Origin of the sequence: Xenorhabdus lircayensis, assembly GCF_016306625.1 — a bacterium.
Lineage (GTDB): Bacteria > Pseudomonadota > Gammaproteobacteria > Enterobacterales > Enterobacteriaceae > Xenorhabdus > Xenorhabdus lircayensis.
On record NZ_JACOII010000066.1, the window covers coordinates 13,015 to 36,004 of the forward strand.

22 protein-coding genes are annotated in these 22,990 nt (G+C 41.9%); 9 read left to right on the plus strand and 13 right to left on the minus strand.

Annotated elements, in window-relative coordinates; genetic code table 11:
- Positions 1 to 14 precede the first annotated feature (14 nt).
- The 5 genes from rsxD to H8A87_RS18045 form a co-directional block, all read right to left on the minus strand.
- On the minus strand, positions 15 to 1,094 hold the full coding sequence (gene rsxD, locus H8A87_RS18025; RefSeq protein ID WP_198691297.1) for an electron transport complex subunit RsxD: 1,080 nt from the start codon (positions 1,092 to 1,094) through the stop codon (positions 15 to 17).
- A 12-nt stretch (positions 1,095 to 1,106) separates the two neighbouring features.
- Positions 1,107 to 3,110, minus strand: a complete 2,004-nt coding sequence (gene rsxC, locus H8A87_RS18030; protein WP_198691298.1) for an electron transport complex subunit RsxC — start codon at positions 3,108 to 3,110, stop codon at positions 1,107 to 1,109.
- Entirely contained in the window at positions 3,103 to 3,726 is a 624-nt protein-coding gene (gene rsxB / locus H8A87_RS18035; protein WP_198691299.1) for an electron transport complex subunit RsxB, read from the minus strand. Before rsxB ends, rsxC begins: the two co-directional genes overlap by 8 nt.
- Complete coding sequence (gene rsxA, locus H8A87_RS18040) at positions 3,726 to 4,307, minus strand: electron transport complex subunit RsxA (RefSeq protein ID WP_092518572.1); 582 nt, start codon at positions 4,305 to 4,307, stop codon at positions 3,726 to 3,728. The genes rsxB and rsxA overlap by 1 nt, the downstream gene beginning before the upstream one ends.
- Before the next feature lie 118 nt (positions 4,308 to 4,425).
- The gene (locus H8A87_RS18045; protein WP_198691300.1) at positions 4,426 to 4,866 is read right to left on the minus strand and encodes a DUF2569 domain-containing protein; all 441 of its coding nucleotides are present in this window, start codon (positions 4,864 to 4,866) and stop codon (positions 4,426 to 4,428) included.
- 162 nt (positions 4,867 to 5,028) lie between these two features.
- Here H8A87_RS18045 and H8A87_RS18050 point away from each other — a divergent pair, with 162 nt between their 5' ends.
- Positions 5,029 to 6,069, plus strand: a complete 1,041-nt coding sequence (locus H8A87_RS18050; protein ID WP_198691301.1) for an oxidoreductase — start codon at positions 5,029 to 5,031, stop codon at positions 6,067 to 6,069.
- A 37-nt stretch (positions 6,070 to 6,106) separates the two neighbouring features.
- A complete protein-coding gene (locus tag H8A87_RS18055; protein WP_198691302.1) occupies positions 6,107 to 7,087 on the plus strand; it encodes a bile acid:sodium symporter family protein in 981 nt (326 codons plus the stop codon).
- A gap of 92 nt (positions 7,088 to 7,179) precedes the next feature.
- Here H8A87_RS18055 and add read toward each other — a convergent pair whose 3' ends face one another.
- The 3 genes from add to manA all read right to left on the minus strand — a co-directional run bounded on the left by add (position 7,180) and on the right by manA (position 11,269).
- On the minus strand, positions 7,180 to 8,181 hold the full coding sequence (add, locus tag H8A87_RS18060; RefSeq protein WP_198691303.1) for an adenosine deaminase: 1,002 nt from the start codon (positions 8,179 to 8,181) through the stop codon (positions 7,180 to 7,182).
- Positions 8,182 to 8,389: 208 nt separating this feature from the next.
- Positions 8,390 to 9,925 carry a YdgA family protein gene (locus tag H8A87_RS18065; protein ID WP_198691304.1) on the minus strand — a complete coding sequence of 512 codons (1,536 nt, stop codon included), beginning with the start codon at positions 9,923 to 9,925 and terminating at the stop codon, positions 8,390 to 8,392.
- 171 nt (positions 9,926 to 10,096) lie between these two features.
- Positions 10,097 to 11,269, minus strand: coding sequence for a mannose-6-phosphate isomerase (manA, locus tag H8A87_RS18070; RefSeq protein ID WP_198691305.1), 1,173 nt, complete (start codon positions 11,267 to 11,269; stop codon positions 10,097 to 10,099).
- A 172-nt stretch (positions 11,270 to 11,441) separates the two neighbouring features.
- On the opposite strand from manA, the gene fumC reads away from it, so the two are divergent.
- Positions 11,442 to 12,836 (plus strand): class II fumarate hydratase, encoded by a 1,395-nt coding sequence (gene fumC / locus H8A87_RS18075; RefSeq protein ID WP_198691306.1) that lies wholly within the window; start codon positions 11,442 to 11,444, stop codon positions 12,834 to 12,836.
- Between the two features lie 76 nt (positions 12,837 to 12,912).
- Here the strand turns inward: fumC and tus are convergent, their stop codons facing one another.
- Positions 12,913 to 13,839, minus strand: a complete 927-nt coding sequence (tus, locus tag H8A87_RS18080) for a DNA replication terminus site-binding protein (RefSeq protein ID WP_198691307.1) — start codon at positions 13,837 to 13,839, stop codon at positions 12,913 to 12,915.
- 327 nt (positions 13,840 to 14,166) lie between these two features.
- On the opposite strand from tus, the gene H8A87_RS18085 reads away from it, so the two are divergent.
- Complete coding sequence (locus H8A87_RS18085; RefSeq protein WP_198691308.1) at positions 14,167 to 14,799, plus strand: winged helix-turn-helix transcriptional regulator; 633 nt, start codon at positions 14,167 to 14,169, stop codon at positions 14,797 to 14,799.
- A 114-nt stretch (positions 14,800 to 14,913) separates the two neighbouring features.
- Here the strand turns inward: H8A87_RS18085 and H8A87_RS18090 are convergent, their stop codons facing one another.
- On the minus strand, positions 14,914 to 16,173 hold the full coding sequence (locus tag H8A87_RS18090; protein WP_198691309.1) for an MFS transporter: 1,260 nt from the start codon (positions 16,171 to 16,173) through the stop codon (positions 14,914 to 14,916).
- A 132-nt stretch (positions 16,174 to 16,305) separates the two neighbouring features.
- Here H8A87_RS18090 and H8A87_RS18095 point away from each other — a divergent pair, with 132 nt between their 5' ends.
- The 3 genes from H8A87_RS18095 (at position 16,306) to bioD (ending at position 19,364) form a co-directional block, all read left to right on the plus strand.
- Positions 16,306 to 17,223, plus strand: a complete 918-nt coding sequence (locus tag H8A87_RS18095; protein ID WP_198691310.1) for a LysR family transcriptional regulator — start codon at positions 16,306 to 16,308, stop codon at positions 17,221 to 17,223.
- A gap of 141 nt (positions 17,224 to 17,364) precedes the next feature.
- On the plus strand, positions 17,365 to 18,543 hold the full coding sequence (mlc, locus tag H8A87_RS18100; protein ID WP_198691311.1) for a sugar metabolism global transcriptional regulator Mlc: 1,179 nt from the start codon (positions 17,365 to 17,367) through the stop codon (positions 18,541 to 18,543).
- A gap of 137 nt (positions 18,544 to 18,680) precedes the next feature.
- Positions 18,681 to 19,364 (plus strand): dethiobiotin synthase, encoded by a 684-nt coding sequence (bioD, locus tag H8A87_RS18105; protein ID WP_198691312.1) that lies wholly within the window; start codon positions 18,681 to 18,683, stop codon positions 19,362 to 19,364.
- A gap of 110 nt (positions 19,365 to 19,474) precedes the next feature.
- On the opposite strand, the gene H8A87_RS18110 is transcribed toward bioD, so the two are convergent.
- From H8A87_RS18110 to ydfG, 3 genes are all read right to left on the minus strand, one after another.
- Positions 19,475 to 19,783 carry a DUF1161 domain-containing protein gene (locus H8A87_RS18110; protein WP_332460396.1) on the minus strand — a complete coding sequence of 103 codons (309 nt, stop codon included), beginning with the start codon at positions 19,781 to 19,783 and terminating at the stop codon, positions 19,475 to 19,477.
- A gap of 30 nt (positions 19,784 to 19,813) precedes the next feature.
- Positions 19,814 to 20,173 carry a DUF1283 family protein gene (locus H8A87_RS18115; RefSeq protein ID WP_198691313.1) on the minus strand — a complete coding sequence of 120 codons (360 nt, stop codon included), beginning with the start codon at positions 20,171 to 20,173 and terminating at the stop codon, positions 19,814 to 19,816.
- A 151-nt stretch (positions 20,174 to 20,324) separates the two neighbouring features.
- Positions 20,325 to 21,074: a bifunctional NADP-dependent 3-hydroxy acid dehydrogenase/3-hydroxypropionate dehydrogenase YdfG gene (gene ydfG / locus H8A87_RS18120; protein ID WP_198691314.1), complete on the minus strand. Its 750-nt coding sequence runs from the start codon at positions 21,072 to 21,074 to the stop codon at positions 20,325 to 20,327.
- A gap of 180 nt (positions 21,075 to 21,254) precedes the next feature.
- Between ydfG and H8A87_RS18125 the strand changes: the two genes are divergently transcribed.
- Together H8A87_RS18125 and H8A87_RS18130 are read left to right on the plus strand one after the other, a co-directional pair.
- On the plus strand, positions 21,255 to 21,926 hold the full coding sequence (locus tag H8A87_RS18125) for a hypothetical protein (protein WP_198691315.1): 672 nt from the start codon (positions 21,255 to 21,257) through the stop codon (positions 21,924 to 21,926).
- A gap of 288 nt (positions 21,927 to 22,214) precedes the next feature.
- On the plus strand, positions 22,215 to 22,757 hold the full coding sequence (locus H8A87_RS18130; protein WP_198691316.1) for a cupin domain-containing protein: 543 nt from the start codon (positions 22,215 to 22,217) through the stop codon (positions 22,755 to 22,757).
- Positions 22,758 to 22,990 lie beyond the last annotated feature (233 nt).

The following is a 22,990-nucleotide window of genomic DNA, read 5'->3' on the forward strand; positions in this document are numbered from 1 at the left end:
AGTTCTCCCTTTCCCTATTTATGGCCGTAAGCACGAGGCTGTGTGTAATGGTCAATCAGCGGTACGCAGATGTTTGCCAACAAGACGGCAAATGCTACGGCATCAGGATAACCACCATAAACACGGATAACCCAAATCAGAATTCCGATAATCGCGCCGTAAATCAGGCGGCCTTTTGGTGTGGTTGAGGCACTAACCGGATCGGTTGCAATGAAAAATGCCCCTAACATGGTCGCACCGGAAAAGATCTGCAATAAAGGAGGTGAGTAACGGGTGGGGTCAATGAGCCAGCTCAGTAATGCACAAGCGCCCAGTGACAGAATAAATGCGGTTGGGATTTGCCAGTTGATGACTTTCCGGTTGAGCATAATCAACCCACCAGCCAGATACGCGACATTAACCCATTGCCAGCCTATACCGCCTAAAGTACCTTGCAATATAGGTTGTTGCAGCACTTCACTCATACTGTGAGTCAGTCTGCCAGTTTTAAAGCTATCCAGTGGTGTTGCCTGACTTAATCCATCAATACCTTGTTGCAGTTGTAGCAAGGTAGAACCATCAGGTGCATGCCCGGTAAAGATAACCATCAGACTATCCCAAGGCGTTAAGGAAAACATTTGTAAAGATGCTGGTGGTATCCAACTGGTCATTTGCACCGGGAATGAAATCAGAAGAACAACATATCCGACCATGGCCGGGTTAAATGGATTCTGACCGAGTCCGCCGTACAGATGTTTGGCAATAATAATGGCAAAAAATGTTCCGAGCACAATCAACCACCACGGTGCTAAAGGCGGCAGACTGATTCCCAGCAGTAACCCTGTAACTAAAGCTGAATTGTCTTTGAGATAGGGAATGACCAATTGTTTTTTCAGTGCAATGGCTGCGGATTCAGCTAACAATGCGGTAATGATTGCCAATAAGATTTGGAACAATGTTCCATAGCCAAATAGATAGGTTTGTACAGCAATACCGGGAACGGCAGCTAAAACCACCCAAAACATAATCTGTCGGGTGCTTTTTTGATTGTGTGTAAAAGGCGAGCTCGCGACTTTTAGTTGGTTATTGTCAGTTGTTACTGGCCTGAATTTCATCGATAAATGTCACTATTCTGTTGGGGTTTCTTGTTTTTCTTGAGCGGCTTTCTTAGCTTTAACGCGAGCGATAGCCGCAGCCACGGCCGCTTTACGCGGATCCGTTTTTTCCGGTTCAGCGGAGACGGTTTGCTGCGGAGCGGGTTCAGGTTGGTTTTGTGCAGCTTTCTTGGCTTTGGCACGAGCAATTGCAGCAGCAACGGCGGCCTTGCGTGGATCTTGTTTATCATCTGCGCTATTTTGTAACTCGTTTGGTGGCGTTGTTACTTCCTCGCTTTGGGCTGCTTTTTTCGCTTTTGCTCTAGCTATTGCTGCGGAAAGGGCAGCTTTACGTGGATCGTCACCCTCAACTGATGCTGTCGTTTCTGTATCCAAGTTGGTGGCAGTTTGTTTTTCTGCCTGACGAGCACGCATCTGTTCTTTTCTGGCCTTACGTGCTGCAATCGCCGCAGTATTGTCAGGTAATTGCCCAGCTTGAATTGTGATAGCTTCACCTGCATCACCCTGTTTTTCCTTCACGCGAGCCAAGGCGGCCTGTACAGCGTTTTTATCGCCGCTATCAACCTGAACGGGGGCTTTCTTATGGCGTTCCTCACGAGCCAATTTTTCTCGTTCCATACGTGTCTGCTTGGCTTCAAAACGAATTTTGGCTTCAGCAGAACGGTGTGATTCTGCATCTATGGCCCGTATTTCCGCTTTTTCCTGTCGATAATATTGAACGAGAGGAATATTACTGGGGCACACATAAGCGCAGGCACCACATTCAATACAGTCGAACAGATGATGATTTTTGGCTTTTTCATGCTCTTGCCCACGGCTAAACCAGTAAAGTTGCTGAGGTAATAGCCCTGCGGGACAGGCTTCAACACATAAGCCACAGCGGATACAGGCTTCTTCAATCTCTTTTGGCTCCATCTCTTGTGTCGAAGGCGCAAGAATACAGTTACTGATTTTGACGAGTGGTACATTCAGATCAGGTAAAGTAAAGCCCATTAATGGCCCACCCATAATGACCATTTGTTCTGATTTGGGTTTAAACCCAGCTTGCTGTAACAGGAACTGAACTGGCGTCCCGAGGCGTGCCCAGAAATTACCGGGAGAAGTCACAGCTTCTCCCGTCAGGGTTACTATACGTTCGATTAATGGCTCTCCATCAATAATGGCGCGCTTAATAGCCATGACTGTACCGACGTTTTGCATGAGAATGCCGATATCAGAAGAACGTCCACCGGAGGGGACTTCTTTCCCTGTTAGGATCTTGGTAAGTTGCTTGGCTCCGCCAGAAGGGTATTTTGTTGGAATAACTCGTACAATAATGGAATTATCGCCATTGAGAGCCGTATTCAGTGCATCTGCTGCTTCAGGTTTGTTATCTTCAATACCAATCAACACCTGTTTTGGATTGAGCAGGTGCATCAAAATACGGATACCTTCGATAACTTCGTTTGCGTGTTCCTGCATCAAACGGTCATCAGCCGTGATATAGGGTTCACACTCTGCGGCGTTGATGATGAGCGTTCTGAGATTGTGTTGGCCACCCCGGAGTTTTGTCACTGTGGGAAAGCCTGCACCACCCAACCCCGCAATACCCGCTTGTTGAATACGCTGTAACAGGCTTTTGGCATCAAGTGTCTTATAGTCAGTAGACTGGATGCGCTCGCACCATTGATCTTCGCCATCCGGTTGTAGCCGAACGCATAGTTCTTTCAGCCCGGAAGGATGTGCGGTAACGCAAGGCTCGATTGCGGTAATCGTTCCTGAGGTAGAGGCATGAACAGGCACAGTCCGACCTGTACCAAACGTCAATGGCTGACCTTTTAATACCTTTTCACCCACTTTGACCAGCAATTCACCTTCCGGTCCTAAATGTTGCTGTAGGGGAATGATTAATTCATCCGGCAATGGCGCGTAACGCAGCGGAGTAACGCTGGATTGTAATTTCATTTCCGGTGGATGGATGCCACCATCAAAATCCCAGATTTTATTCTTATTGAGCAAGTTGAGTAGATTAAACATGGGTTTTAACCTCAACAGGCTTAATAGCAGGGAATAGCGTGGATTCAGGTGTAACAGGAATATTTTTAACCGGAATGGTGTTCAAATCCCATTTCCAATTTGAAGTAGTGGTAGCAACTGGGATCATAACAATACAATCTGTTGGGCAAGGTGCGACGCACAAATCGCAACCTGTGCAGAGATCTTCAACAACGGTATGCATGGCGCGATTCGCACCGATGATGGCATCGACCGGGCATGCCTGAATGCACTTAGTGCAGCCTATGCAGTTTTCCTCATCAATGAAAGCAACTTTTCTGGCAGGATTCTGTACGTTGTCATCGCCATCCAGCGGTTGTGGATCAACACCCAGCAATTCGGACATCTTGAGCATCACTGGCTCTCCGCCTGGGGCACATTTGTTGATCATCTCACCATTATTAGCGACCGCTTCAGCATAGGGACGACAGCCGGGATAGCCACATTGCCCACATTGACTCTGTGGTAACAGATTATCGACCTTTTCAACAATGGGATCTTCTTCTACTTTAAAACGGCGGGCAGCAAAACCAAGAATTAAACCAAAGGATAATCCGAGTACACTTAACACGCCGATAGCAATCCATAATGACATCATTAGAATTTCACCAAACCACTAAAGCCCATAAATGCGAGGGACATTAACCCCGCAGTAATAAGCCCTATCGATGAACCACGAAAAGGGGCAGGTATATTGGCAACAGCCAGACGTTCACGAATGGCGGCAAACAGTACCATCACAAGGGAAAAACCAGCTGCAGCACTGAAGCCATATACGGCAGATTGCAAAAAGCCGTGGGATTGATTGACGTTCAGCAGTGCGACACCGAGTACAGCACAGTTGGTTGTAATCAATGGCAGGAAGATCCCTAAGAGTCGATAAAGCGTCGGGCTGGTCTTGCGGACGACCAATTCAGTAAATTGGACGACAACCGCAATAACAAGAATGAAACTCAGGGTACGCAAATAAACCAAGTCGAGTGGTACGAGAATAAAGGTGTTTATCAGCCATGAACTGATAGAGGCCAGAGTTAAAACGAATGTTGTTGCTAGCCCCATGCCAATCGCGGTTTCTAGTTTTTTGGACACACCCATAAAAGGGCATAGGCCTAAGAACTTTACTAAAACAAAGTTATTGACCAAGACTGTGCCAATAAATAACAGGAGGTATTCAGTCATTGCTATACCTGAAAATAAGATGCTGGAAAATAAAATACGGTTTATATAGTCTGAATAGAAATTCCTCACCTGACGGCGAGGAAAGTGGAGCAATGATAACAATCAATTGTGGGGTATGTTATCGATCTTGTGTGAAAGTCATTTTTACCCGATGAGAACGTTTAATATAAGGAACGAAAACTGCGGCGGCCAGTAATGGCCATAATAGGGAGCGTATCGCCATCTCATCAGTAATGGGAGAAAAGGCGAAGGTTTTTATGGCGATTAGAACAGAAACTATGAGCCAAATAATAAAAATACGTGGAAAGCGTTTTGATCGAATAAAAAGTAACTTCAATACCCAAGCAGTAAAACACCACATTATTGCCGTGGTTAATATCGAGATATACCACATAGTGGTAAATCTACCATCGATTTGGTGAATGGCCTCATTTTTATGGATAAACATCATGGTATATAACAGCAGCACCAAACTGGCGGCGATTAATGTCATGACCAGATAGGCGGCAGGCGCTAATAACCAGCCATTAATGCGATAATAATCATTGGATTGATACATAAAAAGCATTCACTCCATTGAGCGTTTTGATATAGGAAAAAGATAGTAACACAGGAAACAGGATTATTTGCTAACGTGTGATAGGTGGTGATATTTTCTGATCCCTGTGACTAATTCATAGTACTTAATTCATCGTATTACGATCATTTTTTAGAGGCAGTTATGAATGATTTTTTGAAAGTTGGTTTGGTGGGCTATGGTTATGCAAGTAAAACGTTTCATGCGCCATTGATTGCAGGGACATCCAATGTTGAATTGGTCGCAATTTCCAGCAGTGATGCAGAAAAAGTCAAGAAAGATTGGCCAACGGTGTCAGTTGCTTCCTCACCGGAAGCTCTATTTAGTGATCCTGACATTGACCTGATTGTGATCCCAACACCCAATGATACGCATTACCCACTGGCACAAAAGGCGTTGGCGGCGGGTAAGCATGTTGTCGTTGATAAGCCTTTTACGATTACCGTGGAGCAAGCAGAGTCACTGAAGAAACAAGCGGAAGAAGCTAATTTGTTGCTGTCTGTATTCCATAATCGTCGCTGGGATTCCGGTTTTTTAACAGTGAAATCCCTCATTAAAGAAAATAAATTGGGAGAATTAAAATATTATGAATCCCACTTTGATCGTTACCGTCCCGCTGTTCGTCAACGCTGGCGCGAAGCTGTCGGTGCGGGGAGTGGCATTTGGTACGATTTAGCACCACATTTACTGGATCAAGCCGTTCAACTCTTTGGGAAGCCACAAGCTATCACGACAGATCTAGGCATGGTACGACCGAATGCAGAGACGGCGGATTATTTTCATGCGCAGCTCAATTATCCTGATTTGAAAGTTGTGCTACATGCAACAATGCTCGCGGCGTCAGAATCTCCTATTTATACATTGCATGGTATGGCGGGCAGTTACATGAAGTATGGACTGGATCCGCAGGAAGAACGTTTGAAGGCTGGAGAAAGACCACCACGGGCAGATTGGGGATATGATGCTCGCGATGGTGCTGTGACGTTGTCACAAGGTGATGACTTAATCACGAAAGTGATTCCAACCATACCGGGTAATTATGGGGCTTATTATGCCGCTATTCGTGATGCTATTTTGTTTGGGAAACCTAACCCAGTGACTGCCCGCGAAGCTATCTTGATCATGAAACTGATTGAAGCGGGCGAAAAATCGGCAAAAGAACAACGCACTATCCTGATTGATTGACCACGCTGGAGTGGGTAAAGCGAGGGGAGCTATATTGATGAACTTGTTGCAGAAATTAAGAATTGATCCTTTTTTGGTGATACTGATTATGGTGGTTATCATCGCATCGTTTTTCCCCTGTGAGGGTGAAGCAAAAAAATGGTTTCAGTACTTAACAACGGCTGCTATTGCACTGTTATTTTTTATGCATGGGGCTAAGTTATCCCGCAATGCCATTCTGGCAGGTATAGGGCACTGGCGGTTGCATTTGGTGATTTTCATTAGCACTTTTGTTTTATTCCCGATACTGGGCATGGGACTGTATTTCATTGTGCCGGAATGGATGTCACCGACGGTTTATATGGGGTTTCTTTATCTTTGTGCTTTACCTGCCACCGTGCAGTCTGCTATCGCCTTTACTTCTGTTGCTGGAGGAAATGTGGCTGCGGCGATATGCAGCGCTTCCGCTTCGAGTTTGTTAGGCGTGTTTCTTTCTCCATTATTGGTCGGTTTTTTGATTCAATCCCATGAAGGGGGAGCTCATACCGATATGTGGAAAGCGATAAAAGATATTATCTTGCAACTGATGGTACCTTTTATTGCTGGGCATTTATTGCGTCCCCTGATTGCCAGTTGGGTGGAAAAACGTAAAAAACTGGTCAACATGACAGATCGTTCCTCTATTCTGCTGGTGGTCTATGTTGCATTCAGTGAGGCGGTGGTGGAAGGCATTTGGCATAAAATTGATGCTTATTCGCTTCTGATGATCGGTATCGTGTGCTGTATCTTATTGGCTATAGTGTTAGTGATTAATGTATACAGCTCGCGTTTGCTTGGGTTTGGTAAGGAAGATGAAATAACTATTGTATTTTGTGGTTCGAAGAAGAGCCTAGCGAATGGTGTACCGATGGCTAATGTATTGTTCCCTGCGTCAATGGTGGGAGTAATGCTATTGCCGTTGATGATTTTCCACCAAATCCAACTCATGGTCTGTGCTGTGCTTGCCCAGCGTTATGCACAGCGTTTAAAAAGGGAATAACCCAGCAGTGGAGAAAGCAGCTCTCACTGAATTAAGGCAGATTAATTTCTGCCTTTAGAATTAAATAGGTTTGGAATAAATGGCCGTGCTTCTTAACGATTTGCTACTTTGTCTTTCAGAGCCTGTTTTTCCGCTTCGCTGAGGAAGGCGGTTGCCAATCCATTAATCTGCGCCTGCAGAATCTGTTCTGGTGAAAGCCCTGCTGTCGGCGCAGCAATATTGTACTCATGACGAATTTCAATTCCTTCTACTGCCGGATCATCGGTATTGATTGATGCTAAAATGCCATGCTCAAGGAATTGTTTCAGCGGATGAGCTTGCAAGGAGCTGACCGTGCTGGTTTGCAGGTTTGACGTTAGACAGGATTCAATGCCAATACTGTGTTCAGCTAAATAATCCATCAGGGCTGGGTCAGTGATAGCCTTAACACCGTGCCCAATCCGAGTCGCCCCCAATTCACGCATGGCATGCCAAATGCTTTCTGCACCCGCGGCTTCACCCGCATGTACGCTAATGTTCCAGCCTGCATCACGCGCTTGGACAAAATGCGGTTCAAAGATATTGCCGGGAAAACCCAGTTCATCACCTGCCAAATCTAATGCGGTAATATGTTGTTTATGGGCAAGAAGGCCCGCCAGTTCCTGAGTGCAAGCTTTTTTACCAAACGTTCTGCTCAGTATACCAATCAAACGGATCTGAATATCATGTTGTTGGCTTGCTGAGTGGATACCATCGATGACTGCTTCAACGACACCTTCAACCGGGAGTTGGTGTTTCATGGCCATGTAGTAAGGAGAGAAACGCAGTTCAGCATAATCAAGACCCGCATTGACGGCATCTTCAACGTTTTCAATGGCAACTCTGCGGCAGGCATCTAAATCGGCCAGAACAGTAACTCCCCAGTCTAATTTCTGGAGAAAGCTGACTAAGTTGGGTTCGTTTTCAATTATCTGGACATGGGGGCGCAATGCTTCCAGCTCATAAGCAGGGAGTGGGATATTATGTTGACGTGCGAGAGCCAAAATGGTTTCAGGACGAATATTACCGTCAAGATGACGATGTAAATCGGTCAATGGAAGCCGTGTATCAATCATTTTTTATCCTTATTATTAAATTTTAGATATACAAAAAAGCCAGTCAACGCGTTGACTGGCAAGAAATGAAAGCACTATATTTTAGCGATGCAGGTTTTTTCAACCTTAAGCATGTACTTTCTTGTGGGAGAACCCGATTCGGGTTCTAGTTATTCGTTATGGTGACTGTTATTCACTTATTCCGCGATTCACTTATTCCGCGATTCACTTATTCAACTACAGGAAGTTTAGTCTCCTCATCATGCTGATTTCGCTCACCATCTGTATCATCATAGGGTCCGATAAAGCCATTATCAAGCAAGAATTGATGTAAGTTGGATTCTTTGTTGTTCAATTTTACTTTGTCATTGGCGTAGTGGAGATTAAGGCCAATAACGCCGTTTTCATCGGTGAGGATCTTGGATTCAATCCCTTTTTGAGCAATCATCTGAACTTTTTGTTCTGCTTCAGTTTCTGCGGCAGCTTTATCCTTGCCATCTAAAACTTCTGCTTGTGTGATAGACTCTATCAGCATGGCTTTAGGTACGTTAACACGCAATGACAACTCTTGAATCTGGGTACGGATCATCTCTTCCGGCCCCATGAAGATCAAAGTTTCTTTCTGTTCTGGAATGTTCTGCAAGGAAAGTTTGAAGTCTATCGAACTTTCACCTTTGCTATTTTTCCAACTAAAAGGAGCAAGGCTGAATTGTGGATTTTTGTTCAGGAGTAAATGCAGGTTATTGATAATGGCGTGGGACGTCATATCGGAAGATAATTTATCTGTCGCCAATGCTTCTGCTGCTGCATCATTATAGGCTTGAGTAAACTTGCGAACAGACTGACCATCTAATTTTTCCATGCCCAGCATTAATTGACCTGAGCCAAGCTCCATGTCTTTAATTTTTATGCCATCAACGCTGTAACCGACTTTAATGTTTAGGTTTTCTGTATCTTCTCCCAAATTGGACGTTATTTTTAATCCTTTGAGAGAAACATTAGGTTCATTGGGTTCCATAACCCCATGCATGGTGATTTCATTAATGCTGTAGCTTTGATCACCAATATAGATATCGAAATTACCCTTTTTATTATTACCAGTAAAATCAATGCCTTTTAGAATAATGGATTCATTTTTTGTAGGGTCACTGAAAGACAGCTCATCACTTTTGGCCGTGAATGAGAATGCACTTAGATCACGGTTGGTATCAGCCATGATTTTTGCCCCTGAGAATGACAGAACTCGTTTATCTCCATTTTCCTTGGTTTCTGTGTGATTAATGGGGATCAAATCAATGCTGGAAGAGAGGTCGCCGTTATAACTGATCTTGGCATCTAAGCTAAATAGCGATTTTCCCTGAGTGATGTTAAACAGTTCTTTCAGTGCATCGCTTTGTTCGAGTTCTGAATGGATAGAAGCCATTTTTGGCGTCAGGCTAAATGTTTTCAAACCAGTAATGGGGAATGGCCCATGATCGATGGTGGATTTGAAAATGATCTCTTCATTTGGCTGAATACCCGCATTTTTCACACCACCTTTGATGTTTAGGATTAAACGGACATCAGAACTGAAAATACCGCGTTTGAAATCTTTTGCTTGCCATTCGATGCCACTTTCAGGAAATGCTTTTGTAAGCTCAGTGTTCGCTTTGTTTATGAATTGATCCAGACGACCTTCAATTTGCTTGCCTGTGTACCATGAAGCACCTGTCCATACAACACCTAAAGCAGCAACAACGCTTACAGCGACTAACGATTTTTTCATGTGGAATCTCATCCTTTTAACGCATATAACATGGCAGATGTATGCGTTCTATATTTATGTCAATAATGGTTGTTAAGTGTATAGTCTAACTAAAATAATTTTAATCAGTTTTCACTAAAAATGTGATTAACAACCGATGAAAATAGATGTAACTCTATGAATCTAAGAAAATTAATTAGATACCTTGGCTACTTTCCCGCTACCATGAACAGTCACGGCTTTTTCTATAGCAGATAAGAAGACTGATTCACCTGAGAATAATCTCAATTGCTGCTCATCAGTGCTGATAACCACTTGACCTTCAAAACAAAATAGAACCGAAGCGGAATCATTTTCCAATGTGATTGGTTGTTCCGAGATAGTATAAACAGAAAAACGAAAATCATTGATGGGAACAGGGTAGTCCAGTGAGTCTTTTTCCTGTTTTGGCATAGTCAGCAAAGTATCGGCAAATTTTGGGATAAAATCCAGATTAGCCATTAATTCGGGGACGTCGATATGTTTGCTGGTTAAACCGGCCCGCAGCACATTGTCGGAATTGGCCATGACTTCCAGAGCCACTCCTTCGAGATAGGCGTGCGGGGTACGGGCATAAAGGAACATCGCCTGTCCGGGCTCCAGTTCAACCACGTTGAGCAGGAGAGGTGAAAACAGGCCATTATCATCGGGATAGAAAGTGGTCATTTTTCTGATAGTATCCCATGGTTCTCCCTGATGGCTGTTTAGCGCTGATTTTAAGACAGCAATTGCTAAACGTTTCTGCTCTCCTCGCATGTTCAATAACTGAGAAAAGAGAAACGATAGATTCTGTTCGGTCGGCTGCTGGAGGAATGTTTGAATATCGGGGTGTGCGACAGAAACATAACCCAGTAATTGAGCGATCTCTGATAAAGGTCGAAAAGCATTCATGGCCTTAAATGGTGTTAGTGCATACACCAATTCAGGTTTGTGATTATCATCTTTATAGTTACGCTGTGTTGAATCCAATGGAATCCCTTGAGCATTTTCTTTGGCGAAACCTGTCTCTGCGGATACTTTATCTGGATGCACTTGAATCGAAAGTGGTTGAGCCGCGCACAATACTTTGAATAAGAAAGGCAAGCGTTGGAATTGATGGGCTACCTTTTCTCCAAGATATTTTTCTGGCTCTTTAGCGATCAGAGTATTCAAGGCTATGGTTTCACCTGTTTGAGGATCTGTCACCAGTGAACTGCATTTCGGATGGGCTCCCATCCATAGTTCTGCCATCGGCTGATTATCAGAGTTCTCAATACCATAAATATCCGTCAGGGCGGTTTTGCTTCCCCAATCATAATGTTGGATGTTGTTGGTCATTTTCAGCATGGCGAAATTTCCTATTATAAAAAATAATTTATTTATATGGCAACAATACAATAAACAGGGTCAGGTCGCATTATCGATAATACATTTATGGCATTATGGAAGAGTGCCGACTAATTTATCTGCAAAGTTTGTTCCGGCGTATTCAATTATTCTGTGTGCTAAGGAGATAGTAATGGCAGCCACTCGCATTGAAAAAGACTCAATGGGACCTATCACAGTACCTGCTGACCAATTATGGGGAGCGCAAACTCAGCGCTCACTGGAGCATTTCCGCATTTCTCAGGAAAAAATGCCTGTTGCGTTGATTAATGCTCTTGCATTGACTAAACAAGCAGCGGCCAGCGTCAATATGGATCTGGGCCTTCTGCCTAAAGAGCGTGCTGACGCAATTATCGCTGCGGCGAAAGAGGTGTTAGAAGGCAAACACCCAACAGAATTCCCTCTTGCTATCTGGCAGACCGGTTCGGGAACTCAAAGCAACATGAACATGAATGAAGTGTTGGCGAACCGTGGTAGTGAGATCCTTGGCGGTCAAAGGGGCAATGAACGTTTGATTCACCCTAATGATGATGTCAACAAAAGTCAAAGCTCTAATGACGTTTTCCCAACTGCTATGCATGTCGCGGCTGTTATCGCAGTGCGTGAACATCTGTTACCTGAGCTAAAAGTATTACAAAAAACTCTGGCAGATAAAGCAGAAGCGTTCAAGAATATCGTAAAAATTGGTCGGACCCACTTACAAGATGCGACTCCTCTGACTTTAGGTCAGGAAATTTCTGGCTGGGCGGCTATGCTGACGCATAATGTGAAACACATTGAAGATAGTATTCCTCATGTGTGTGAATTAGCTCTGGGCGGTACAGCGGTAGGAACTGGCCTGAATACTCATCCAGAATATGCTGTTCGTGTTGCGAAGAAAATCGCTGAGTTATCCGGTCAGCCTTTTGTGACTTCTCCAAATAAATTTGAAGCACTGGCAACTTGTGATGCACTGGTTCACTCACATGGTGCATTGAAAGGTTTGGCAGCATCGTTGATGAAAATTACCAACGACGTTCGCTGGTTGGCTTCTGGCCCTCGTTGTGGCATCGGCGAAATCTCTATTCCTGAAAATGAGCCAGGCAGCTCAATTATGCCAGGTAAAGTGAACCCAACTCAGTGTGAAGCAATGACTATGCTATGCGCTCAGGTTATGGGGAACGATGTGGCTATCAATATTGGCGGTGCATCCGGTAACTTCGAGCTGAATGTATTCCGTCCAATGGTAATTGATAACTTCCTGCAATCGGTTCGCTTGCTGGCGGATGGTATGCGCAGCTTCAATGAACATTGTGCTATTGGTATTGAACCTAACCATGATCGCATTACTCAATTGCTGAATGAATCACTAATGTTAGTAACTGCCTTGAACACTCATATCGGCTACGATAAAGCGGCTGAGATTGCCAAAAAAGCCCATAAAGAAGGCCTGACTCTGAAACAGTCAGCTATGCAGTTGGGTTATTTGACAGAAGCTGAATTTGATGAGTGGGTTCGTCCAGAAGACATGGTTGGTAGCATGAAGTAATGCTTGCTATTAAATGACCCCTTTACGTCATTAAAACTTAAAAACCGGAGTAAATGTTCTCCGGTTTTTTTATATCTTAGATTTCTCTGTAGAGGTGTAGGCGAGGAATGATTAGCTCAAGCGGCTTGGCCTTAGGTTTATATCTATGTTTAATGGCATTGGCGTTATAGTTAGATAATGCGCCGATTTTCGGTTTGATTTCACTATCTTCTGTGTAGAAAACAATAACGGGAAGTGGACACGCATATTGAACTTGCTTTTGTAGTTCTGAGTACCATACGCGTGTAATGGGTTGTACTTTTACTGGCCGCTTGATTTTCAATATCACATCATTGGGTAGTTTCTTGATATCAGTAATTTCTAATGCCACTAATGCTGCCCACTGATCACTGGAGTAGGGAGGAACCGCTCGTCCTGCATTATAGCTTTTCTCCAGCCGTTCCAGAATTTGTTGCTTGGTGACTTTATTGATGATGTTTTTATTGGCCCAGCCAAAATTGATGGAGTCAGGATTTAATAGGGGAGTGATAGTGCGATAAGCATTCAGGGTGATTAGGCCTCGCAAATGATCATGAACAAATTCAAAACGTTGCTCCTTGCTGATACCCGATTCTTTGGTAACTATATTTTCCAGCTTTGTTTTTAATTGGTTCACTTCATTGATTGCATTCATCGCTTCTTTATATTGCTGGTGGCTGACAGCAAAACACAGCGCTCCAGGAAGCCTGCTAGCCGCCTTGCTGCTGATATTGGGGCTATTATGGTGTATGAATAATTTCTGATAGAAGTGTAGACCTAAATTGAGAGCTTCATTTCCCTGTAGCGGATTAACTGTAATTTCAGTAACTTGTTCATGTTCTTCGCCTTTTTCGATTTGAGGTAACTCAAATACCCGAGCATCAATAATTGGATAGTTCATTAACAATCCGATTAGTTCAGATAATTTTTTTTCCTGCTTCTTGAAGCAAGCTGTAAGTGTTTCTATCGAAAGGTATTTATTCATTATCGTTCTCGTTCTCAACAATTGCGTCTCAGCGATTTCTGTATTTTATTTAGTTACAACATGCTTTTAGCATAAACCCAAAAAGTGCAAACCTCTACAACAAAATCAAACAAAAGCTAAATAATAAACAAAAGAAAAAGGTGTCAGTTGCGAAACATTTAGACATTGTGATAAAAATTTTTAAAATGAATAATTCATTAATTATAAATTTAAAATATTAATATCTAATTAAAGCATTTACACAGCTAAACATAAGAAAAATTTTAACTTATTTTTCACTCCATATTATCTATTAGTGGAGTGAGTAATGCACCAAGGTCACTTAATATGAAAAAACTAATTAAGCCATTGAATTCATTCAAAAAAATTATAGGGGCATTATTGCCGCATTCGGAACCAATCGCATTTGATTTACCGACCCAAGGAAAAATAATTAAAATTGAAAATGAATTCGCTAAATTTTTTTTATTAGAAGAAGGGCATGTCAATATACGTAGAATAAATGATGATTTAATCATTGCGACGTTTTTTTCACCTCACGTCATCGGCCTATCTTTCTATTCTGGCGCAGAAATCTATTATTCCATTGAACTGGGGCCACATTGCAAAATTCATCAGATTCCTAGAGTTAGCGCGTTGAATGCCATAAAAAAGCACGATCTCTACAGGGAATGGATGAGGATAATTTCGTATAAAATTGCTTTTTTGTATGCAAGGGATATTAGTATCTTCCGTCATGGCACTAAAGAAGTAGTATGCAGTCTATTATCTCGTTTGATGACTTTGCCTGACGAATTTCGGGAAAATACCTCAGCCGTAAAATATATAGAGCAACGATGCACAATTTCGCGTAGTTGTATACAACGTATATTATCTTCATTGAAGAAAGAAGGATGTATTGAAATTATTGATGGATACCTAACAAAGATTATCTCATTACCTATCCAATCTTATTATTGAATCTAAGATAAAAAACGAACAATTCAGGTTGTTTAAAGTGCATGAGTTAAAAAATTGCAGACACACATAGAGCCTAATGGGATAGGCTCTATGTGTGTCTGCAATTATATTTGACTATTTTTCTAATTTATTGAGTTTAAAACCTAAATAGAGGGCGGTAATTGTTAAGAATGAAATAAATACTACGATACCATTCCATGCAAAATAGAACCAGAATACGCCACCTAATGTTCCAGCAATACTTGATCCTGAATAGTAACCGAATAAATAAAGTGACGAAGCCTGTGCTTTTGCCCGTTTAGCTCGTTGTCCGACCCATCCACTAGCAACCGCATGAGCAGCAAAGAAACCGGTTGTCAATATCATCATTCCAAGCATAACAGCCCAAACAGGAGAGAATACAGTGAATACACAACCCACTAACATTATGCTGATAGCAGCTAACAATACTTTCCCCCGTCCATGTTTGTTCGTCAGGGCACCCGCTTTCGTTGCGCTATAAGTTCCTGTTAAGTACACAACAGACAATAATCCAACAATAGTTGGACTGAAATGGTAAGGAGCGTCTAATAATCGGTAACCGATGTAATTAAACAGGGTAACAAAACCGCCCATCAGCAAGAAAGCTTCAGCAAATAGAAGGGGAAGGCCTTGATCGCGGAAATGTAATTTAAGGTTGATGAATAACGCCTTAGGTTTTAGTGAACTGGACTTGAAATGCTTAGATTCCGGTAGCATTTTCCAAAATGCGATGGCGGAGATTAAAGCAAAAGCACCTAATAAGATGACAGCAAATCTCCATGGAAAGTGATCTGCAATCACGCCAGTAACTAAGCGCCCACTCATTCCTCCCACTGAGTTACCGCTGATATAAAGCCCGATAGATAAAGCAACATAGCTGGGATGGATCTCTTCACTCAAATAGGTCATTGCAACAGCAGCAACACCACTTACGGATAAACCCACGAGTGCACGGATAAGTAAGATTCCATGCCAGCTTGTCACGACAGAACTCAAAAGAGTAAAAATGGCGGCGGCAATCAATGATATTACCATGACATTTTTACGACCAAGCGCATCAGATAGAGGGCCTGTTATTAATAATCCAAGGGATAACATCCCAGTGGAGAGTGATAGGGCTAAACTACTATTTGCTGGTGAGATGTTAAATTCTTCTGACAAAATCGGCAATATTGGCTGAACGAAATAGAGTAACGCGAAAGTCGCCAGCCCAACAGTAAAGAATGATAGGGTTACACGTAGGTATACGGTATCTTCACGCTGAATATAATGTTGTTTACTCCTGTGCCTTTCAACATCTCTTTCAACGCCAGAGTCTGCTGATTTTTCACTGACGCTTTGGATTGTATTCAAGTTACTTCCTTAATCTGTGTAAAAAAACGTTAACGACTTGATTTGGATCAAGAATAGAAATTCATGAATATTTTGTCTAATATATTAATCATTCGAAATAATACTTTAAAAGTATTAATAAGGTGATAGACAATGACTACTAATATTGAACTCAGGCATTTGCGTTATTTTATTGCGGTAGCAGAAGAATTACATTTTGGACGAGCAGCAGAGAGATTAAATATCTCACAGCCGCCCTTAAGCCAACAGATTCAGGCTCTTGAAGCGAATATTAACGCCCGGCTACTAATGCGTAATAACCGAAATGTCAGCCTAACCCCCGCCGGACATATGTTTCTTCAGGAGGCATATCAGATTATTGCCCAAGTTGATGCCGCAGCAACTAGAGCCGCCAGAATGCAGCAAGGAGAATTAGGGGATCTATCCATTGGCTTTACGTCCACCGCACCCTTTATGCAGAAAGTGACACTTAGCTTACGTCAATTTCGAGAGTGTTATCCTGATGTGGCCATTCATATGCATCAAATGAATACCAAACAGCAAATAGCGCCTTTGCAGACAGGCAGGATTGATATAGGCATTATGCGTAATACGTCATTACCAGATAACTTAGAACACCAATTACTTTTCCGCGAACGTTTTATGCTAGCAGTATATGATGACCATCCTTTGCTGAAGTATGTTAATGAAGGTGTTGCGTTGGAAATGCTATCTGGTTACCCACTGGTGTTTTTTGAACGTGATGTAGGAACTGCCTTGTACGATGAGATTATCTCTTTATTAGCGAATGCTGGAGTGACTCCAATGATTTCTCAGGAGGCCGGTGAAGCGATGACAATACTTGGACTGGTTGCTGCAGGGTTAGGAATAAGCATTATTACTGAATCATTTACTCGGATGAAGCTAGATGGCGTTCAATATCTGCCTTTAGCAAATAATCCTGCTTACTCTGAAGTTTGGTTAGTCAAACATAAAAATTGCAATAATAGTGCTGCGGCAGATCGGTTAACCAATCTATTGATTTCAAATATTGTAGACGGAAATATGTAGATGAAGTTATGAATCAAAAGTAATAATCACGAGAAGTTCGTGTGAAAGATCACATTTCTACTTCAAACGGATATCTTCTCATCTGAACAGCGACATAATCGTCATTAATTTAGCGGAGCGAATTAAATAGCGGGAGGCGAGGTGAGTATCGAAGTTCAACCAAGTCATATTGACCAGATTAAGCAGACTAACATTGGTTTAGTTTATCGGTTAATTGATCAGCATGGACCTATTTCGCGTATCGCACTTTCCAAAAAAGCCCAATTGGCGCCTGCCAGTATTACGAAAATCACGCGAGAACTCATTGATGTCCATTTAGTGAAAGAAGCCGAATTTCCCGAGCTCGGTTTTAGGGGACGTCCTGCTATCGGATTGAAAATAGATAGTGAAGGGTGGCAGTTCTTGTGTATTCGCATTAACAAAGGAAGTATTGTCATTGGGCTTCGTGATTTGAGCAGTCACCTCTTAGTCGAAGAGGAATTACCGTTCTCCGTACTTCAAGGTCAATCTTTCTTAGATTGTATCGTTGATGAAATTGATCACTTCTTCTTTCGTCATCAATCTGACCTAGAGCGTTTGACAGCGATCAGTATTACCATTAATGCAATAGTCGATCCGGTCAATGGGATAATTCATAGTTCATCATACTATGATATTCAAGATATTCCTTTAGGGACATTCTTACGCCAACGTACTGGGTTACCGATTTTTCTGCAACATGGCATAACTGCATGGACAATAGCAGAATCTCTATATGGGGCAGGAATTATGACAGCAGGACAAATTCTCCATGCAGGAAACCATAGCGTGGTGGAAATCGGGCATACTCAAATCGATCCTGATGGTGAACGTTGTTACTGTGGCAATGTAGGTTGCCTTGAGACTGTTGTCGGTATCAAAAACATTTTGCAAAAAGCGCGCTATCTAGCAGAACAGCATCCTGATTCCATAATTAATACTACGGCAGCTAATACTGGATCATTGACGATTGATTTTCTTTGTCAGGCGGCCATAGAGGGTGATCCTCTGGTTACGGAGATTATCTATGATGTAGGAGAGCGAATCGGACGTATCATAGCGATAATGGTCAATATATTTAATCCAGAAAGAATCTTGATTGGTTCGCCGCTGAATAGCGTGCAACATATTCTTTATCCTGCCATTCAACAGCAGATAACTCAGCGTTCACTTCCTGGTTACAGCCAACAAGTTGATATCGTGGCTACCCAATTTGACAATACAGGCACATTTCCTGCGGCGGCGTTAATTAAACAATCCCTATATAGCGGCGAGCTACTGATTGAGCTCATGCAAGGATAAGGATAGGGAATATCAGGCAAAACATTGAGCTAACGCAATCCCTATCTCAAACACATCTCCTACACTTTAAGCCTGCTCGCTAAAAAGAGTAACCGGTCTATCTGTTCTGTCATTATGGAAAATGGAAAAATGAATTTATGTTAACGCGCTTATTTGTTACAGGCACGGATACCAACATCGGTAAAACAGTTGTTACCCGTGCATTACTGCAAGTTTTTAATCGTGCAGGAACAACCGCAGTAGGATATAAACCTATTGCGACAGAGAAACGGGAAACGCAGGAGGGAATGCGTAATCGTGATGCCTTAGTTATGCATAAATCTTCACCGGTTGACGTTGATTATGAAAACATTAATCCTGTTATTTGGGAAAGCAATTACGAAGAGGGGAATCGGGCTGATTTTAATCAAATGACAAACGGTCTGAAAAATTTAGGTAATAAAGCCGATCGCGTAATTATTGAAGGTAACGGTGGTTGGCGTATGTTACTGGAAGATGAAACATTTTATTCTGATTGGGTTGTGCAAGAAAAACTCCCTGTCATTTTGGTAGTCGGGATTCAGGCAGGTTGTGTCAACCATGCGATTCTAACCGCTCAATCCATTATTAATGATGGTGTACCTCTGCTTGGTTGGATTGCTAACCGTATTAATCCCGGATTAGCACATTACGCAAAAATACTGGATAGATTACGGTGTCACATACCGGCACTACAACTGGGCGAAATTCCTTATCTTTTAAGGCCAGAAGAACGCGATTTATCCTGCTATCTGGATGTGTCTGCCATATCAGTATTTGATAATTTATCTTTTGATCAGTAAGCATGGTTCTTTGATTGTCAAAAAGGAAAATAAAAAAAGGGAGCACAACCTTGCTCCCTTTTTTTAACTTTTCTCTGACTCTTTTGATGCTGGAGCGATAAGAAAGAATATTATTCTTGGCTTTTCTTATCGTCAGTAGGAGTGCTAACCGTATTAGTGTGAGAAAGACGGATATAGACTATTTTTTGCTTGCCCTGATCACAATGACCAACAACTTTCCCATTGTCTTTAACAGTATTGTCTTGGTCATTAGGGACAACTTCAAGTCTAAAATCCGTTTCCGAAACACCATTTTTAATGATTTTCTGCGCAATTTCCGCTTTCAGGCTCTCACATGTAATATTTTGTGAAGCTTGTACTGCAAAGGGAGAAAGCGTAAAAAACAAAACACCAGTCAGTAGGATCTTTTTCACCATCATCTCCTTATTTTGATGTCGGTGTTGAGTCTATCAAGGTTTGATCGGACGACCTGTATTGATATCCAGACAACGTTTTGTATTTGGTTCCCAGTAAGCATTAATGTTGGTGCTTTTCAAACAATCTTCACGATTATCAACTTCTACTTCGTACTTATCAAATTCTTTTTCTCTACGCTTGTCCACTTTCTGACGCAATTTTCTTTGTTCAGTCCATTCTTCTTTGCTTTGACGAGCCTTTTCTTTACTCATCGAATTTTCGCCTCCATTGATGGTCACGCATGCGCTATCTGATGTACAAGGCGCAGAAAATGCTGGCGCTTGCCAAAAGAGTGACAACAATAAAGCAATGGCGGAAACACTTTTAACAATCAAAGAACTATGAACGCTCATGTTTGAACCTCTTTCATTGTGTCATTTACCAAAATATGTCATTTAATAATGATAGGCTATTTACTGAAGCCACCAAAAAAGAGACAAGCATTAAACATCAGCTTTATTGGCGGCACCACATTGATAGAGCTAACAGTTCATCAAAATACGATTACTGGTTCCTGTGTACACTTAAACCTGCAAATGACTGACAAACTGGCATCATCTCCAATGTATTAATATTGACACGAGAAGGCAGGTTAGCAACCCAAAATACCGCTTCTGCAACATCATCAGCAGTCAATGCCTCAGCTCCTTCATAAGTTTTATCAATTTTTTCCCCATTTCCCTTAAAGCGAATATGAGAAAATTCTGTTCCGCCGGCAAGCCCAGGTTCAATATCCGTAACTCGAATATTCTTCCCTTGTAAGTCAGCTCGTAACCCTAAGCTAAATTGTTTGACAAAAGCTTTGGTAGCACCGTATACGTTACCGCCCGCATAAGGCCAGCTTGCTGCGGTGGAACCAATATTAATAATATGCCCGTGATCGATTTGTACCATATTAGGCAGCAGGGCGCGTGCCATGTTCACTAACCCTTTAGTATTGGTATCAATCATTGTGTCCCAATCATCAGGATTAGCTTGGTGCGCTGGTTCTAACCCTAAAGCAAGACCTGCATTATTCACAAGAACGTCAACATTGCGCAGCGTATCTGGTAATTGCTGAACTACTTGCTCAATTGCAGCGCGATCTCTCACGTCAAGTTGAAAGGGGTGGAAGTTTTCACCCAATTCTTTTTTCAACTTGTCCAACCTATCTTTACGACGCCCCGTAGCAATAACTACGGAACCATGTTTGATAAATTTTCTTGCAATTGCTTCACCAAAACCGGAAGTCGCTCCTGTCACAAAAACAATCATAATCATCCTCTTATCTGTGAATGTTTCTCGTTAATTATCACATCAGTAGAAAAAGTTATTCAACATTAGTCAAGAGTAAATTCTATTGATAAAAAACAATTACTCAAGTAAATTGCTTGAAATCAAAGCATATTGATTATTCAAAAATTTTTATAAAAGTAGAAATATTAGGAAACAAATATGCCATTTCATCAGCCATTCAAGACTCATCTTGAGCGAGGGGATTTTATATTTGGTTTATCTGAAGAAAGAACCAAATATGCCAAAAAATATCCACAGTTTGCCCATTTTCTCGCTTTAGATAACATCGCAATAATTGATCAATATTCAATCACACACCGTGAAATCTATGTACGTCAGAAGTATGGGCATCAAATTCCATCCAATCAAGAACCCTTTGAAGATGCAATAAAAAAGCATTATAAATACAAAGAGATACTGGAGGTCGAGCATAAATCTAGTATTAATTATCAAGATGGAAAAGTTAACTATCCTAGACAAGTGACCAGCCGAAAATGTAAGGCTGGATTATCTTGGATTGCTCACGAATTACATCGCTCATGTATTCATTTTATTTTAGATGGAATTAACATGGAGAGTGTTATCAACAAATATTATGAAAAGTATACGAAAAACAAAATTTCATACACAGGAAGTGAGCTCAGATGGATCTACCGTAACAGACGAGACCCAAAAGTTCAGTCTTGTACCCAATTTTGGCGAAATGGTGTGCCAGTTATCCCTCCTTGGGTAGAAGGGAAAGACGCTGCTTTATGGCAAAATTATCATCCAAAATTTGAAAATTCTACAATAGAGCTTGGAGAGTTTGCAGAAACTGCCTTGAACATTTAGCATAAACATAGTGGCCCGCTAGATGCGGGCCTGTAAAGATTAGTTTGTTGCTATTTGATTCATATATTCTTGAAGAGAGCCATTAACCTTTATCGACTTTGATAACGCGTTCTGCAAGTCCAACTACGCATGGGTCATGGCTTATCATGAGTACAGTTTTACCACGGACAATAGTGTACCCAACGACGTGGAGGTTATGGATAAACTGGTATTATAGATGGAGGATTACAATAACTGGCATCCCCATAAGGAACTGAAAATGCTGTCGCCACGTGAATATAGATCTGAATGTATGAAGGACAACTGATCACCGACTGGAGAAAGAACAAAGTGATAGACGAGAAGCCAACGAATGATTTTATAATCAAAAATATAAATGAAATTGAACTGGATAATGTTGAACGTTCTCCGCTTTATGCCTCTAGTGGGGGCTCCCTGACAGATGGCACTCTGGCTTGTAAGCTTGGTGCTTCTGTTGACTGCCTTCCCGCTGGAAAACGCGGAGTACCGTATCATTTCCATCATTCACAAGAGGAAATGTTCATTATTATCAATGGATTTGGAACACTTCGTATCGCTGATAATATGATTCCTATCAAAGAGGGCGATGTTATTTGCATACCTCCGGGAGATAAATATCCACACCAAATTATCAATACGTCCGATGGATTGTTACGTTATATTTCTATAAGTACAATGGAAAGTCCTGAAATATGTGAATATCCTGATTCAAACAAATATTTAGCCAAATCGACGATAAGTGGAGTTAACAAATTCAGTGCCATAAATTTTCTTAGTGAGAACGTTGATTATTGGGAAAACGAACCATAAAAAATCCACAGTCGTAAGCTGAAAAAAACACAAGGGTTAAAGGTTGTTTTGTCAGCAACATTCGTTGAGAAAACAACCTCATTATTTGTAGTAATCGCGACTTGATCTGATTCTGGACCTTGAAAGGTTGAGAGTTACCGATTTGGATATGGGTATCGAGTCCTTATACAAAATATGAGGAGGGGTAAGACCGCCTTAGTCACTACAACCTTTGTAGGCGCAATATAGTAATG

Excerpts from the sequence above, each read along its gene's own strand:
- H8A87_RS18115 (WP_198691313.1), bottom strand. The coding sequence starts at position 20,173 with ATGAGCGTTCATAGTTCTTTGATTGTTAAAAGTGTTTCCGCCATTGCT.
- H8A87_RS18065 (WP_198691304.1), bottom strand. The coding sequence starts at position 9,925 with ATGAAAAAATCGTTAGTCGCTGTAAGCGTTGTTGCTGCTTTAGGTGTT.
- H8A87_RS18045 (WP_198691300.1), bottom strand. The coding sequence starts at position 4,866 with ATGTATCAATCCAATGATTATTATCGCATTAATGGCTGGTTATTAGCG.
- add (WP_198691303.1), bottom strand. The coding sequence starts at position 8,181 with ATGATTGATACACGGCTTCCATTGACCGATTTACATCGTCATCTTGAC.
- tus (WP_198691307.1), bottom strand. The coding sequence starts at position 13,839 with ATGAATAAATACCTTTCGATAGAAACACTTACAGCTTGCTTCAAGAAG.
- H8A87_RS18110 (WP_332460396.1), bottom strand. The coding sequence starts at position 19,783 with ATGATGGTGAAAAAGATCCTACTGACTGGTGTTTTGTTTTTTACGCTT.
- bioD (WP_198691312.1), top strand. The coding sequence starts at position 18,681 with ATGTTAACGCGCTTATTTGTTACAGGCACGGATACCAACATCGGTAAA.
- H8A87_RS18055 (WP_198691302.1), top strand. The coding sequence starts at position 6,107 with ATGAACTTGTTGCAGAAATTAAGAATTGATCCTTTTTTGGTGATACTG.
- rsxD (WP_198691297.1), bottom strand. The coding sequence starts at position 1,094 with ATGAAATTCAGGCCAGTAACAACTGACAATAACCAACTAAAAGTCGCG.
- H8A87_RS18050 (WP_198691301.1), top strand. The coding sequence starts at position 5,029 with ATGAATGATTTTTTGAAAGTTGGTTTGGTGGGCTATGGTTATGCAAGT.
- H8A87_RS18085 (WP_198691308.1), top strand. The coding sequence starts at position 14,167 with ATGAAAAAACTAATTAAGCCATTGAATTCATTCAAAAAAATTATAGGG.
- H8A87_RS18095 (WP_198691310.1), top strand. The coding sequence starts at position 16,306 with ATGACTACTAATATTGAACTCAGGCATTTGCGTTATTTTATTGCGGTA.
- rsxB (WP_198691299.1), bottom strand. The coding sequence starts at position 3,726 with ATGATGTCATTATGGATTGCTATCGGCGTGTTAAGTGTACTCGGATTA.
- manA (WP_198691305.1), bottom strand. The coding sequence starts at position 11,269 with ATGCTGAAAATGACCAACAACATCCAACATTATGATTGGGGAAGCAAA.
- H8A87_RS18125 (WP_198691315.1), top strand. The coding sequence starts at position 21,255 with ATGCCATTTCATCAGCCATTCAAGACTCATCTTGAGCGAGGGGATTTT.
- rsxC (WP_198691298.1), bottom strand. The coding sequence starts at position 3,110 with ATGTTTAATCTACTCAACTTGCTCAATAAGAATAAAATCTGGGATTTT.
- H8A87_RS18130 (WP_198691316.1), top strand. The coding sequence starts at position 22,215 with ATGTATGAAGGACAACTGATCACCGACTGGAGAAAGAACAAAGTGATA.
- rsxA (WP_092518572.1), bottom strand. The coding sequence starts at position 4,307 with ATGACTGAATACCTCCTGTTATTTATTGGCACAGTCTTGGTCAATAAC.
- fumC (WP_198691306.1), top strand. The coding sequence starts at position 11,442 with ATGGCAGCCACTCGCATTGAAAAAGACTCAATGGGACCTATCACAGTA.
- ydfG (WP_198691314.1), bottom strand. The coding sequence starts at position 21,074 with ATGATTGTTTTTGTGACAGGAGCGACTTCCGGTTTTGGTGAAGCAATT.